13 protein-coding genes and 1 pseudogene are annotated in these 14,359 nt (G+C 60.6%); 9 read left to right on the top strand and 5 right to left on the bottom strand.

The genetic code is table 11. From position 1 onward, the window contains the following. Positions 1–147 precede the first annotated feature (147 nt). Positions 148–303 (top strand): annotated as a pseudogene (locus tag BRAD3257_RS40035) (hypothetical protein); the annotation flags it as partial. A 68-nt stretch (positions 304–371) separates the two neighbouring features. After that, positions 372–1,538 (top strand): lactate 2-monooxygenase, encoded by a 1,167-nt coding sequence (locus tag BRAD3257_RS08520; protein ID WP_162500031.1) that lies wholly within the window; start codon positions 372–374, stop codon positions 1,536–1,538. Positions 1,539–2,189: 651 nt separating this feature from the next. Here the strand turns inward: BRAD3257_RS08520 and BRAD3257_RS08525 are convergent. From BRAD3257_RS08525 to BRAD3257_RS08545, 5 genes are all read right to left on the bottom strand, one after another. After that, entirely contained in the window at positions 2,190–3,350 is a 1,161-nt protein-coding gene (locus tag BRAD3257_RS08525; protein ID WP_122401493.1) for an iron-containing alcohol dehydrogenase, read from the bottom strand. Between the two features lie 335 nt (positions 3,351–3,685). Then, a complete protein-coding gene (locus tag BRAD3257_RS42170) occupies positions 3,686–3,895 on the bottom strand; it encodes a DUF3551 domain-containing protein (protein WP_160118780.1) in 210 nt (69 codons plus the stop codon). A gap of 180 nt (positions 3,896–4,075) precedes the next feature. Then, a complete protein-coding gene (locus BRAD3257_RS08535) occupies positions 4,076–7,189 on the bottom strand; it encodes an efflux RND transporter permease subunit (protein ID WP_122401495.1) in 3,114 nt (1,037 codons plus the stop codon). Positions 7,190–7,261: 72 nt separating this feature from the next. Further along, positions 7,262–7,753, bottom strand: a complete 492-nt coding sequence (locus tag BRAD3257_RS08540) for a nuclear transport factor 2 family protein (RefSeq protein WP_122401496.1) — start codon at positions 7,751–7,753, stop codon at positions 7,262–7,264. 40 nt (positions 7,754–7,793) lie between these two features. Continuing rightward, entirely contained in the window at positions 7,794–8,897 is a 1,104-nt protein-coding gene (locus BRAD3257_RS08545) for an efflux RND transporter periplasmic adaptor subunit (RefSeq protein WP_122401497.1), read from the bottom strand. Positions 8,898–9,103: 206 nt separating this feature from the next. Here BRAD3257_RS08545 and BRAD3257_RS08550 point away from each other — a divergent pair, with 206 nt between their 5' ends. The 7 genes from BRAD3257_RS08550 (at position 9,104) to BRAD3257_RS08580 (ending at position 14,358) form a co-directional block, all read left to right on the top strand. Continuing rightward, a complete protein-coding gene (locus BRAD3257_RS08550) occupies positions 9,104–9,751 on the top strand; it encodes a TetR/AcrR family transcriptional regulator (protein WP_122401498.1) in 648 nt (215 codons plus the stop codon). After that, entirely contained in the window at positions 9,748–10,560 is an 813-nt protein-coding gene (locus BRAD3257_RS08555; RefSeq protein WP_122401499.1) for an oxidoreductase, read from the top strand. The genes BRAD3257_RS08550 and BRAD3257_RS08555 overlap by 4 nt, the downstream gene beginning before the upstream one ends. A gap of 269 nt (positions 10,561–10,829) precedes the next feature. Then, positions 10,830–11,225 carry a hypothetical protein gene (locus BRAD3257_RS08560; protein ID WP_122401500.1) on the top strand — a complete coding sequence of 132 codons (396 nt, stop codon included), beginning with the start codon at positions 10,830–10,832 and terminating at the stop codon, positions 11,223–11,225. A gap of 305 nt (positions 11,226–11,530) precedes the next feature. Beyond that, positions 11,531–11,788 (top strand): hypothetical protein, encoded by a 258-nt coding sequence (locus tag BRAD3257_RS08565; protein WP_122401501.1) that lies wholly within the window; start codon positions 11,531–11,533, stop codon positions 11,786–11,788. 170 nt (positions 11,789–11,958) lie between these two features. Then, positions 11,959–12,756 carry an ABC transporter ATP-binding protein gene (locus tag BRAD3257_RS08570; protein ID WP_122401502.1) on the top strand — a complete coding sequence of 266 codons (798 nt, stop codon included), beginning with the start codon at positions 11,959–11,961 and terminating at the stop codon, positions 12,754–12,756. Continuing rightward, complete coding sequence (locus tag BRAD3257_RS08575; protein ID WP_122401503.1) at positions 12,753–13,466, top strand: ABC transporter ATP-binding protein; 714 nt, start codon at positions 12,753–12,755, stop codon at positions 13,464–13,466. Before BRAD3257_RS08570 ends, BRAD3257_RS08575 begins: the two co-directional genes overlap by 4 nt. A gap of 13 nt (positions 13,467–13,479) precedes the next feature. Then, the gene (locus BRAD3257_RS08580) at positions 13,480–14,358 is read left to right on the top strand and encodes a branched-chain amino acid ABC transporter permease (protein WP_122401504.1); all 879 of its coding nucleotides are present in this window, start codon (positions 13,480–13,482) and stop codon (positions 14,356–14,358) included. Position 14,359: the final 1 nt, after the last annotated feature.

The raw sequence follows: 14,359 nt of genomic DNA on the forward strand, positions 1-14,359 counted from the left end.
AGCGATGCGATCGGGGACGGATCTGATAGAGTGCAGTTCTTGCCGTGAGGACAACGCGGATTGTCGCGCGCGATTTGAAATCGCCATGCCAACAACGAGTATTCAGAATTTTCGACGGCTGGCAAAAGGTCGCATCGCGACGGTCTAGCATGCGGCGGAAAGAAGCAAGTTACGCTCGTGCTCGAGAGTCTCCGCAAGGAACTCGACATTACGATGGCTCTGACCGGCGTTCAGGACGCGACGACGCTGATATCCGATATCCTTCTCCGTCGCAGGGACGGCAGTTTCGTCGGGGAACGCTGAGCGCTTATGTTCGCCCGGAGCGCATCGGTGGCTGCGTTCTACAAAATGACACGGCAAGGGAGGTCGGCGTGGTTGATTTTGGCGACTACCAGTTTGAAATCTATCGTTCGGGCTTGCACGGGGCGCTGCCGAAGCTTCCGGTCGATTTTCGTGAACTCGAGTCACGGGCTCATGCCGCAATGCCGCCGTGGATCGTATCCTATGTGGCAGGTGGCTGCGGGAACGAGCATACTCAGAATGTCAACGTGTCCGCATTTGAACGCTGGGGTTTGATCCCACGCATGTTAGTAGGCGCTGTGAAGCGCGATATGTCGGTGAATCTCTTTGGAATGCGGCTTCCGACACCGCTATTCCTGTGCCCGATTGGCGTCATTGGTTTATGCGCACAGGATGGACGCGGTGATATTGCGACGGCAACGGCCGCACGCAAGCTTGGCGTGCCCATGATTGCATCGACCTTGAGCAACGCTCCGCTCGAACAGGTCGCTTCGGAGTTCGGCGAGACGCCAGGCTTTTTTCAGCTCTATACGCCCACCGATCGCGCGCTCGCCGAGAGCCTGGTTCACCGGGCGGAGGCCGCTGGCTTCAAGGGGATCGTTGTGACGTTGGACACGTGGGTTACCGGGTGGCGTCCACGGGATCTCAATCAGGCTAATTTCCCTCAGCTCCGCGGGCATGCCCTCGTCAACTATTTCTCGGACCCTGTATTTCGCGCCAGTCTCGCAAAGCCGCCCGAGGGCGATGTTGCCGCTGCTATCATGAAGTGGGGGACGATCTTCGGAAATCCCCTGACCTGGGATGATCTTCCGTGGTTGCGCTCGTTGACGAAACTGCCCTTGATCGTGAAGGGCATTTGTCATCCCGACGACGCGCGACGTGCCGTCGACGCTGGCGTCGATGGCATCTATTGTTCAAACCACGGCGGCCGCCAGGCGAACGGCGGGATCGCGGCGGTGGACTTGCTGCCCGACGTCGTCAAGGCCTCCGGCAACACGCCCGTTCTTTTTGACTCGGGAATTCGCTCAGGCACGGATGTTGTCAAGGCTCTGGCTTTGGGCGCGACGGCCGTCGGCATTGGCCGGCCGTATGCGTATGGCTTGGCGCTCGACGGCGTCGAGGGTATCGTTCACGTGCTGCGATGCATCTTGGCCGAGGCGGACTTGCTGATGGCCGTCGATGGATACCCTCGTATCGCCGATCTTCGGCCGTCGGCGCTGCGCCGGTCGGCTGATTAGCCCCGCGAGAAACTTCAGGATAACCCCTGGGTAGCATCTGGAGTTTCCTCGCACATGGAGTAACCCGCCTCGACGGCGTCTCGCGTGACCTGCATCGCCCAATGTTTCCAGATGATCAGCGGTTGGGCGCCCGAAGCGGCGACACCGCGGCTTCCACAGATGACATGAAGGCGCGCTGCAATTTCCTTACCGGCATCAAGATCGCTCTTGTCATGCTCGAAGTCCGCATAGGCGCCGGCTCGGTAGATGCACGCGTTCGGAATCGCACAACGCGCTGAGATAGTGTTCTACGGCCCGGGGATCGAAACTCTCCGCGAACACAGGGGCCGGAGTATCCGTCCGAGCCTCGCGAGATCAGCGTCTCGGGTAAAGGATGAGGCGAGCGAACTAATTGTAAGTAAGCAATATGTCGATGACAACGAGTCGCGAAAGGCGTTCGGGATGATCGAGCGCCAACGTCAGCCGACATGTCTACGGCGATCTTGGGAACGCCTGACGCGCCGTACCCCGGAAGATCAGCGACGACGAGCGAATAGAGTTCTGCGAGTGTCGGCGCCGACGGCTAGAAAAGGCTTGCTTCAAACCGACGCAAGCCGACTCTTTGCCTATCGCACGCACCTCAGCCAGTACAGATCGCGCAAACCGGTTCGGCTAAGCGGCCATTCGCAACAGATCGATGATATCGGATTCGCTCTTGAACGGCCGCGGATTGGCCTGAACGAAGCGGTGATTGATCGCAATTTTGCTGATCTTCTCGAACTTGTCTTCGCCTACGCCGACGTCGGCCAGACGCGTGGGCAATCCGAGGGTCTTGACGAAATCAGCGAAGGCATCTCCAGCTTCCATATCCGGGCTGCCGAGGGCTGCCGCCAAGCGCCTCTGCGCATCCTCCGTAAAGGCCTTGTTGTATCGAAGAAGGCTCGGCATGATCACGGGCGTGCAGTAATAGTGCGGAACATCGAAAGTGCCGCCGAGCACGTGCCCGATGCCGTGGCTTGCCCCCATCGGAACGCGCGCCTGTAGACCGAAAGCGGCGAGCCATGAGCCTTGTTGCGATTGGCGGCGCGCTTCCAAATCATCCGGGTGCTCCAAGGTGCGGAGCATGCCTTCGCGCAAAAGACGAATGCCCGACAGGACCACTTCATCTGCCAATGGCGTGCCGGCTGGCGAGCACAGGGCTTCGATGCCGTGATCCATCGACCGGGTCCCGGATCCCATCCATAGGTTTATAGGCGTATGGAGGCTAAGGGCGGGGTCCAGAATGACCGCCAAGGGCGACATCTGCGGGTGGAAGAATATCTGCTTTAGCTTGGTGCGCTCGTCCGTGACAAGCGCACCGGCATTGTATTCGCCGCCATTCAGCGTCGACGGCACTGCGATCTGCCGCACCGAAGGTGCACGGAATGGAGAGAAGGGGACGCCAGGCCCCATTACGAACGGATCGAACCCTGCTTCATCGCGAATATCATGTTCCATCGCCATGATAACGATCTTCGCAAGGTCGACGGCTGAACCTCCGCCGACGGCAACAACCAGATCGGCCTCCGCTTCATTTGCTTCACGCGCGACCTCCGCTGCCTGTTTTCGAGTCGTGTGCTGCGCAATTCCGTCGAACGTCGCGACATGCTTGTTGCCGAGCGCACGACGAATCTTTTCGATCTCATCGGTCTTGGTATTCAAGGTTCGGCTGACCAAGAGGAAGACGCGGTTGGCATTCAACCGCACCGCTTCATCATTCAAAGCCTCAGCGGCGGACTTGCCATAGACAACGCGATCGATCTCCGGAAAATTATGTATACCAACCTTGCGCATTTGCTTCCCCTAGTCGTTGTTGAAAAGTAACTTTAGAATTAATAGTGACGAGGATCAATAACCCTTGCTTACCTGAGTTGCTCAGCCATATACTTACTCAGGCAATTTCGAAAGTCACGGCTCTTAGCTCCACAGTATGCCTCCAGAGACCTCCGGTAGTGCCCTGCCGGAGGTTTTTTCGTTGTGGCGAGAGGGCATGGTTCGCGTTATCAGCGCATGACGCGCATCTTGATACGTTCGGTAGGTAGGTCCGCTGCGCTTGTGCCACGCGGGCCTCAACCGACGTGCTTGACTGCGGGGACAGATCTCCCCGGTTGCAGTGAAACCTCGGCTGGTTAGAAGCTGCGAGCGCAGCTACCGCCCCGACCAGAAATCACGGCGATGCATTTTTCGATAGTGTCGAAGTTGCATTTGCGCGTGCCTGACGAATGGTCCTCCAGGCAGAATCCGTAGTTGTTTGTTGTGCGGGTGGGCGCGACGCTCAAATGATCCGCGCCGGCCAAGGCGGCACAGACAATTGAGAGGAGAGTGAATATTCGACTCAAGTGTGTTCTCCGTGCACTCTGGATGTCATGCCATTCTTGCGTCGGCCGCCGGCGTCTTCGGAAGGCGCACGATCAAGGCCGCCGCCGACTGCCGCGAAAGCAAGGCTCGGACATCTCCAGAATGCGTACGAGAGCTTTCGCTGGAAGTTCCCGGTTCGAAGAGTCATAGGTTCGAAGGCTCTATTCGGCGGCCATTGCTTCGCGCAGGTGAGGTTCTGCCGCCGAATTCTCGGGCGCCTCCTCTTTTGTCGGCTTGATCTTGAACCACGCGGCATAGAGGGCCGGGAGAAACAGCAGAATTAGTGCCGTGCCGACCGCGGTGCCGCCGATCAGCGTGTAGGCCATCGATCCCCAGAACACGGAATGTGTGAGGGGAATGAAGGCCAGCACGGCGGCAAGCGCGGTCAGGATGACAGGCCTCGTGCGTTGCACGGTGGCTTCGATGACGGCATGATAGTCGTCAAGGCCGGCTGCAAGATTCTCCTTGATTTGTTCGGTCAGGATCAGCGTGTTGCGCATCAGGATGCCCGCCAGCCCAATCAGGCCCAGAATCGCGTTGAACCCGAAGGGCTGGTTGAAGATGAGCAATGCCGGCACGACGCCGACGAGGCCAAGCGGTCCGGTCAGCACGACCATGGCCATCGTCGAGAACGATCGCACCTGCAGCATGATGACGATCAGCATGGCGGCGATCATGGCGGGAAAGATCGTCGCCAACGCATCATTGGCCTTGTTTGCCTCCTCGATCGATCCGCCCAATTCGATCCGATAGCCGGCCGGCAGGGACGCGATCAGCGGTTGAAGGGCCGTCTTGATCTGCTTGGAGACCTCCGGCGGCTGGGTCGCCTCATTGATGTCCGACCTGATCGTGATGACGGGGGTGCGATCGCGGCGCTTCATGATCGGCTCTTCAAGCTGGACTTCCGAATGGCCGACCTGGTCGAGCGGAACCGCGCGGCCGTCCCTGCTCATCAACGAGAAATCCGCCAGACGCGTCGGATCCAGCCGCTCGCCGCCGGCGCTGCGGGCCACGATCGGGACATTGCGAATGTCCTCGCGGACCTGCGTTACGGTGATGCCGGTGAGAAGGAACTGGAGTTGCCGGCCCACCTCCGCCGGCGAAAGGCCGATGAGGTTCAGTCGATCCTGATCCGGGATGAAGCGGAGCACGGGCGTGCGATTGCCCCAATCGCGGTTCGCCTGCCGCACGTCGGGGACGCCACGCATGATGTCGAGGGCTTTTTCGGAGATGGCGTACAATTGCGCCGGATCAGGTCCCATCACCCGAAACTCGACCGGGAATGGCGTATACGGTCCGAACACAAGCTGCGTGACGCGCACATTGGCCTCAGGTGCGAGCCCCTGCGACACCGCCTGTCGGAGCCGGTGCTTCAGATCTTCGCGCGCCTCCGCATCCGGCGTCAGCACGACGATCTTGGCGAAGGCCGGATCAGGCAGCTCCGGCGCCATCGCGAAGAAGAAACGCGGCGCGCCCTGGCCGACATAGCTCGTGACGATCTTGGCCTCGGGCTGATCGTGCAGCCACCGTTCGAGCTTCTCGGCTGTGGCGGTGGTCGTCTCGATGCTGGTGCCTTCCGGCAGACGAACCTCCACCAGCACTTCGGGGCGGTCGGATGTCGGGAAGAACTGCTGTTTGACGCCACCCATGCCGACGACCGACAGCGCGAAAGCGATGGCAACGATGCCACTGGTTACGAACTTGTTGCGCACGGCAAAGGTAATGAGCGCGCGCAGACGTCGATAGTTCGGCGTGCCATAAATCGCGTGATGTCCACCTTCGATCGGCTTGAATGCGGGCAGCATCTTGACGCCAAGATAGGGTGTGAAGATCACCGCGACGATCCAAGAGACGATGAGGGCGAACCCCACGACCCAGAAGATGTTGCCGGCGTATTCGCCGGCCGTCGAGCGCGCGAAGCCCACAGGCAGGAAACCGGCGATCGTGACGAGCGTTCCCGATAGCATCGGCGCCGCGGTGTGGCTCCACGCGTAGGCGGCCGCCCTGATGCGGTCCATGCCTTCTTCCATTTTCACAACCATCACCTCGATGGCGATGATGGCGTCGTCCACTAGAAGACCAAGTGCCAAGATGAGGGCGCCGAGCGTGATACGATCGAAGAACCGGCCCGTCTCTAGCATGATGAGGAACACAACCGCGAGCGTCAAAGGGACGGCAGCCGCGACCACGATGCCGACGCGCCAGCCGAGGCTGAGCAGGCTCACCAGCAGCACAACGCCGAGCGCCATCGCGAACTTCATCATGAATTCGTCGACCGCCGAGGTGATGTTGACGGCCTGGTCGCTGACCTTGGCCAGCGTCATTCCGAACGGCAGCGTCCGAGCGATAGCTGCTGACCGCTCCTCCAGCGCCTTGCCGAGCGCGAGGCCATTCCAGCCCTCTTGCATGACCGCCGCGAGCATGACGGCGGGCTCGCTTTGGTGCCGGATGAGATAGGTGGGAGGATCCTCGTAACCGCGGCGGACTGCGGCGATGTCGGAGAGTTTCAGCGTCCGCCCCGCAGCGACGATCGGCGTATCGGCGATCGCCTGGACGCTGTCATAAGCGCCATCGACCCGGATGAAAACCTGGGGCCCCCTGGTGTCGATCGAGCCTGCCGGTGTGACCGTGTTCTGCCGCTGCAAGGCGGCGACAATATCCTGGGCCGACACGCCGAGCGTTGCCAGCTTGGGATAGGAAAACTCGACGAATATCTGCTCGGGACGTTCACCGAGGATGTTGATCTTCTTTACGCCGGGCACGTGCAGGAGATCCTGGCGAATGGTCTCGGCCTGCCTGGCGAGTTCCCGCATCGGCATGCCCTTCGCCTTGAGGGCATAAAGGGCGAAGCTCACGTCGGAATATTCGTCGTTGACGAAGGGGCCGAGCACGCCAGAGGGAAGCTTGCGCGCTTCGTCTCCCAGCTTCTTGCGGGCCTGATAGAACTCCTCCTGCACGCTCGATGGCGGCGTGTTGTCCTTCAGCGTCACGGTCATGTAGGCATAGCCGGGCCGTGTGGTCGTCTCCACCCGGTCGTACCAGGTCAGTTCCTGAAGGCGCTTCTCCAAGGGTTCGGCGACCTGATCCTGCATCTCGCGTGCCGTCGCTCCCGGCCAAACGGTGGTGACAGTCAGGGTCTTGATGGTGAAGGACGGATCCTCCGCCCGGCCGAGGTTGAAGAAGGCGTAGGCGCCCGCGGCCGCCAGCAGGATGATGAAGAACAGAGTGACCGCGCGCTCGCGAACGGCAACCGCTGAAAGATTTAAATTCGACATTGGCCACTCCAAATTTGCGACGTTCGCTCGCTCAGTATTGCGGCAAGTGGACGCGACGTGAACCGGGCTTACCTAAAAGGCGCGAGCCCTCTTATTGCGCTTCTGCGAGCTTACGATTGGTTCGGCGGCAGCTTCTTCAAGGCCAGCTGCTGCTTGGGCGGCAAGACCACGGGCCGCTTCCTGCGAATCTTGAAATTCCTCGAGTGCGTAGACTTTGCCCCAGTGCAGCGTGAACACGTGGAGACCGCGGTTGACGTACGACGCGTCGCCGTTAAGCAGCGTTGCGGTGGCGTCCCACTCGGCAAACACGGTGGTGCGCCATGGCCAGCCTTTCACCCAGATGCCGTTGACCTCGAGACGGAGATTCGGCAGGACGCGGCCGAGGCGCTCAAACCAGCGGCGCAGGTCCTCTTTGTTGTGGCGCTCACCACCGAGCGCGTGGGCGCCGGAAACGCGGTGATGGACATGCGGCACGACTGCTTTCACCGCTTCATCCCAGCGATGGTTGTTGACGTGGTCGAAGGTCTTTCGGATTTCTTTCTTGACGATGTAACTGTACAGCATTTGCCTCCTCCAGCGGTGATCCCGGAAAGGTTGAAGCTCATCAGTTTCTCTTGCTTTCCGACGCAATCCTGACGCGAGCCCCCTCCTGAAGGAGGTGAGCGCCGAGGGCAACAACCCGATCATCGGAGCTCAATCCGGAGATCACGGCGTTTTCGCTGGTCAGACGTGCAAGCTCGACGGCCCGAAAGTGTACGGTCGACGTACCGCTGTCGAAGACCCAAACGCCGGTCGTTCGGCCGTCGTCGAGCACGGCTCCCAGCGGCACCTGGACTTCCGGCTGAGTCTCCTGGCTTGCAAGCCGAATGGTGACCGTCGCACCAAGCGGTGCCGCGGCGGCTTCGCCGTCCAGCACATAGCGCGCCTCGTAGGTGCGGGTCTGGGCATCGGCGGAATCCGACAGTTGCCGGAGGTGTGCCGCATAGCGGCGCCCATCGGTTCCATAGAGGCTGGCCTCGGCGATCGAGCCAATCATCGGCCGGATCGTTTCGGGAAGCGCGACGACGGCTTCGCGGGGACCAGACTGTGCCAGCCGGATGACCATCTGGCCGGCGGAGACGACTTGTCCGGGCTCGCCAACCGATTGCATAACCGTTCCGTCCGCATCCGCCACCAGGACAGAGTAAGTTGCCTGGTTCTCGGCGACTCCTGCTTCGGCTTCGGCCGCGGCGAGCTGAGCTTTGGCAGTATCCGACGCGGCCTTTGCCTGTTCGTAGCGCTGCCGGGACGTCCACCCTTCGTTCACCAGGTTGGCGTATCGCCGCTCATCCGCATCCGTTTGAACCACCGTTGCACGCGCTGCGGCGACGGCGTTGCGCTTCGCGGTAAGTGCAAGGCGAAGGTCGGTTTCGTCGATCCGCATCAGCGGCTGTCCGGCCTTGACCTGCTCACCGACATTCACCAGTCGTTCGACGATCTTGCCGGCGACGCGAAAGCCGAGATTGCTTTCCACTCTCGCACCGATGGTCCCGGTGAACCCGCGTTCGGATCCCCCAACTCGTGCGGCCGTCACCAGACGGACCGTCGGCGGCTCCTGCCTGGGGTCGCTGACTGCGGAGGCTTCCTGGGCGGGAATCGCAAAAGCGACGAAGGCCGCCACCCCGACCGGGATCGAAATGCCGGCCAACACCGCAATACCCCTCATCATGATCCGTCTCCTTAGTTTAGATTGTGTACGAACTCTATATTTGACTTAGATTTCGATCGCAATCTAAATCTTTAAGCTAACGCGAACGTGATCCTGTCGAGGCTGTCGCCGTGCGGCAGCAAGCCCCCAAGCGTCCCAAATTGATAGATTGCACTCGAACTCTATACCAACTATAGAAGTCGAACGAAATCCAATGGAGATCCGAGATGCGAGTGAGTCGCACTCAGGCGGTCGAGAACCGCCAAACAGTGATCAACGTGGCCAGTCGCCTCTTCAGGGAGCGCGGATTTGATGGTATCGGGCTCAAGGATTTGATGAAGGGTGCCGGGCTTACCCAAGGCGCCTTCTACAAGCAGTTCGCATCGAAAGAGGATCTGGCGGTCGAGGCGTCCAAGCGTGCCCTGGCGAGCGCTTCCGCTCGGTGGTCGGAAGCGGCCGCGGCCCATCCTGACGATCCACTCGGCGCGGTGATGGCATTTTACCTCAGTGCCGACCATCGCGAAGAAAAGATGGACGGTTGCCCGATCGTGGCGCTCGGCTCTGACGCCGCCCGACAAGGGGCCGAGGTGAAAGCGGCATTCGAAGCGGGAATAAGGGCGCATCTCGACGTTATCCGCCACTTCATCATTAAGACAGCCTCCGAGAACCCCAGCAGCAAAGCCATGGCCATTCTCTCGACGATGGTCGGTGCGGTCGTCCTCTCGCGGGTCGTTAACGACGAGCGTCTGTCAACTCAATTCCTGGAAGCGGCCGCCGAGAGTTTGCGCAAAGGATCGTCCGCGGGCGCGACCTCTGTTGCAATTGAAGCTTCGGCTTCGACTGCTCCAACGACGCAAGCACAGGAGACTTCATGAACAAGACCGATCTTGGCGTTGCTCTGGTGACCGGGGCTTCGATTGGCATCGGCAATGCAACGGCCAAGGCCCTGCAGAGAGCGGGCTTCCGAGTCTTCGGGACCAGTCGTCGCGCCTCTGAAAGAGCTGATGGCGTTACGATGCTGACCTGTGATGTGACTGATGACGCGTCGGTCGGGAAAATGGTTGATGATGTGCTGGCCGAGGCCGGCCGTATCGACCTACTCGTCAACAACGCTGGCATGGGTCTGCTCGGTGGCGCGGAAGAGTCCTCCCTGGTCCAGGCCCAAGCTCTGTTTGACGTGAACGTCTTCGGCGTTTTTCGCGTGACCAACGCAGTGCTGCCAATAATGCGACGACAAATGAACGGCAGAATCGTTAACGTCAGTTCGGTGCAGGGATTCATCCCAGCTCCCTATTTTGCGCTTTATTCGTCGACCAAGCATGCGGTTGAAGGCTATTCCGAGTCGCTTGATCACGAACTGCGCCAATTCGGAATTCGCGTCGTTCTGGTGGAGCCAGCCTATACCCGGACGTCCTTCGAACATAATCTCGCGAGTCCAGACCGCTTGCTTGGCATATACGATTCAGCGCGAATTGGCATGGCCGAAGTCGTGCGGAAGGCGATGGAGAAAGGCGATTCGCCCGAAGTGGTGGCGGAGATCGTTTTAGCTGCTGCTACCGATGCCGCTCCGAAGACGCGTTATGCGGCCGGGAGGATGGCGCGCCAAGTCAGTCTCCTGCGTCGTTTCGTTCCCACATCCGCATTCGACAAGAGCCTGCGAAAGCAACTTGGGCTGCCCGTCTGAAGGACGTTGAACACGTTTGCGATGTCAACAGTGATAGAATGATCCGGTGGCACCTCTACCGCGATCTTCATGGTGAGTTCGTTACCACGTCTCGCACTTCAACGACCCGCTGGGCGCATCTGACTTACGTACGCTGCGATCATCGTGAGCCGTTCGGCTGGCAACCGCTGCGCCGGGTTCGTCATTCAGGCTATTCGGATTAACGTGTAGAAAACCTGTTCCTTGTAGATGTCGTCCGTCGGGTGTTGGGACCCGAGCGACGGCCTCCAATGCCCTCCATCGTCCGCACCTTTACTTCCCGGATCAACACTCACCCCGTCCTGGCCGCCAGGGCGGAGCTCGAATCCAGGATCGAGCGCAGGCTCTACGTCGCGCTGCGAAGCGGCCGCAAGTTCACGGGCGACCTGGCTGTTTCCTTCTACCAGCAATTCGGCATCTCGGCGAAGACGCTCGACGGCATCCACCGCCAGCTCAAGGCCAAGCTCGCCTCGATCTCGGAGCTCATGAAGCTCCGCACAGCCGAAATCGAGGTCCGGTTCGCCGCGAAACTCGCGATCAGCACCTTCGTTGATGACGTTAGTTCTAAAGAAGGTCACCATTCTAGACCTTGCCGAAAAGAAGCGGAAAAAGAGGCTGAAATCAAAATATTGACAGTTCTATTTTAGAACGTTAGGGTCCTGATATAAACCGTGTCTCGCCGAAACCTAGCGTGAGACAAATGGTTCTTTGAAAACGGGGAAACGGAAAACCGGGCGAGCACGAATTCGCCGGGAGGGGGAGTAGCTTGATTGCCCACAAATGCGCTGCAGTCGAATCGCCGCCGTCGCGCGCTTCGGGTCAGCCCTGGAATGCGCACCATTGCGAATCTTCAGGAAGAGGCGCGTTCCCGAGTAAAGCTTGACACCTTTGAGCCGAGCGAACGGCTCTCCCGCGAGAGCGGCCTTTCATCCAATTTTGTTTAGCTCGGAAAATGGCCATCGACGTACTCTTCCGAGCTCTTGCCGAACAGATCGTCATGACACCGTTGACGCTCCCGTTATCGCCGTTGGATGTGAGCGAAGAAGCGCGCAGTACGAGCCTGACCAAAGGACAATCAGACATCATCTCGAATGGGACGCGGCAAAGCCATGTCGGGATCTCGAAGTTCAAAGCCTCCCAACTCCAAGGAATGCCGGCGCAAGAGCTCATCGATCTGAGCAGCGCTGGTGGCGGGCTACTGATGCAATAAACCGGATCGCGTCGCGCGAGCTCGCACGATGCCGAAAGCCAAAAAATATAACAGGACGGGACGATGAGGAAAAGTTGCATGTTTCGCCAGGGAAAACAGGTCGTTTTTTGTCATCGCCGGGAGCGGTTCGCGTCGCCCCTTCGTCCACTGAATCGCGTGGGCGAGACGAGATGACGCAGGCACAGCTCGCGCGGGGGACATCGCCCCTGCTCGCAGTTCGCGACGTCAGCGTCGTGTTCGGCGGCATCGTCGCGCTCAATGGCGTGTCCTTTGACATGCACAAGGGCCATATCCTCGGATTGATCGGCCCCAACGGTGCCGGCAAGACCACGCTCTTCAACTGCCTCTCGCGGCTCTACCAGCCGTCGTCCGGCGACATCCTGATGGGAGGCACGAGCATCCTGTCGCGGCCGCCCCACCGGATCGCCGAGATCGGCATCGGCCGCACCTTCCAGAACTTGGCGCTCTTTCCGAACTTGTCGGTGATGGACAACGTCCGCGTCGGCGCGCATTCGAAGACCTCCAGCGACATCATCAGCGACTCGCTGCGCTTGGCCTGGATCCGCCGCAGCGAGACCGACGTGAACAAGAAGGTGCACGAGATCCTCGCCTATCTCAATCTCGAGGACGTCGCCCACACCATCGTGTCAGGCCTGCCGTTTGGCACGCAGAAGCGTGTCGAGCTGGCGCGCGCCCTCGCAGCAGACCCCAAGATCCTGCTGCTCGACGAGCCTGCCGGCGGCCTCAACCACGAAGAAGTCTATGTGCTCGGCGACCTGATCCGCAAAATCCGTGACGAGCGCCACATGACGGTGCTCCTGGTCGAGCATCACATGGGACTCGTCATGTCGATCGCCGACCACGTCGTCGCGCTGAATTTCGGCAAGAAGCTCGCGGAAGGCACGCCCGCCCAGGTGCAGGCGGACCCCGACGTCATCAAGGCCTATCTCGGGAGCAAGGACCAATGACGACACTGCTCAACGTCAAGGACCTGCGCGCCTATTACGGCCAGGTCCAGGCGCTCCACGGCATGTCCTTCTCGCTGAACGAGGGCTCGCTGACGACGCTCCTGGGCGCCAACGGCGCCGGCAAGACCACCACGCTGCGCGCGATCTGCAACATGGTGCGCTCGACCGGCGCGATCGAGTTCGACGGCAAGCCGCTCAACAATCGCTCGACCGAGAACATCGTGCGGTTCGGTATTGCCCATGTGCCGCAGGGCCGCGGCACCTTCACCACCATGACGGTGGAGGAGAATCTCCAGCTCGGGGCGATCACCCGCAAGGACAGCGCCGGCATCGTCTCCGACATCGAGCGCATGTATGCGCACTTCCCGGTGTTGAAGCAGCGGCACACCCAGCAGGCCGGCACGCTCTCCGGCGGCGAGCAGCAGATGCTCGCGGTCGCCCGCGCGCTGATGCTGCGGCCGCGCCTGATGCTGCTGGACGAGCCCTCCTTCGGCCTCGCCCCGCTGGTCGTGCGCGATTTGTTCGGTATCCTCGGCAAGATCAACCGCGAGGACAAGGTGTCGATCCTGGTGGTCGAGCAGAACGCGCAGCTCGCGCTCGAGCTCGCTGACCAGGCCTATGTGATCGAGACCGGACGCATCGTGATGTCGGGCAACGCCAAGGACATCGCGAACAATGAAGAAATCCGCAAATCCTATCTGGGTTACTGAGGGAGCCGGCACAATGGAGCTGTTCACCAACCAGGTCCTGGCCGGCATCGCCACGGGCGCGATCTACGCCTGCATGGCGCTCGCCGTGGTCATGATCTACCAGGCCATCGACCATCTCAACTTCGCGCAGGGCGAGATGGCGATGTTCTCGACCTTCATCTCATGGCAATTGATGCAGTGGGGCCTGTCCTATTGGGCCGCCTTCCTGATCACGCTGGCATTTTCCTTCGTCGCCGGAATCGCGATCGAGCGCATCCTGTTCAAGCCGCTCGCCAAGGCCCCTGTCCTGACCAACGTCGCCGGCTTCATTGCGCTGTTTGCGATCATCAACTCCTCCGCCGGCCTGATCTGGGACTTCACCATCAAGCAATATCCGACCCCGTTCGGTTCCGCGCCGTTCCTCGGCAGCCAGCTGATCTCGACCCACCAGGCCGGCATGATCGGCGTCACCGTGCTGCTGCTGCTCGGGCTCTATTTCTTCTTCCAGTACACCCGCATCGGTCTTGCCATGCGCGCGGCCGCGTCGGTGCCTGAATCGGCCCGCCTCGTCGGCATCAACACTAGCTGGATGATCGCGCTCGGCTGGGGCATGGCGACCGCGATCGGCTCGATCGCCGGCATGCTGATCGCCCCTGTCGTGTTCCTCGAGCCCAACATGATGGGCGGCGTGCTGATCTACGGGTTCGCCGCGGCGGTGCTCGGCGGATTGTCGAGCCCGTTGGGCGCCGTGGTCGGCGGCTTCCTTGTCGGCATCTTCGAGAATCTCGCCGGCACCTACATCCCAGGCGTCGGCAACGAGCTGAAACTCCCGATCGCGCTCGCGCTGATCATCTCCGTCCTGGTCGTCAAACCCGCTGGTCTGTTCGGCCGGCACATCGTCAAGCGAGTTTGAT

It is taken from the genome of Bradyrhizobium vignae, assembly GCF_900324035.1.
GTDB classification, from domain to species: Bacteria; Pseudomonadota; Alphaproteobacteria; order Rhizobiales; family Xanthobacteraceae; genus Bradyrhizobium; species Bradyrhizobium vignae.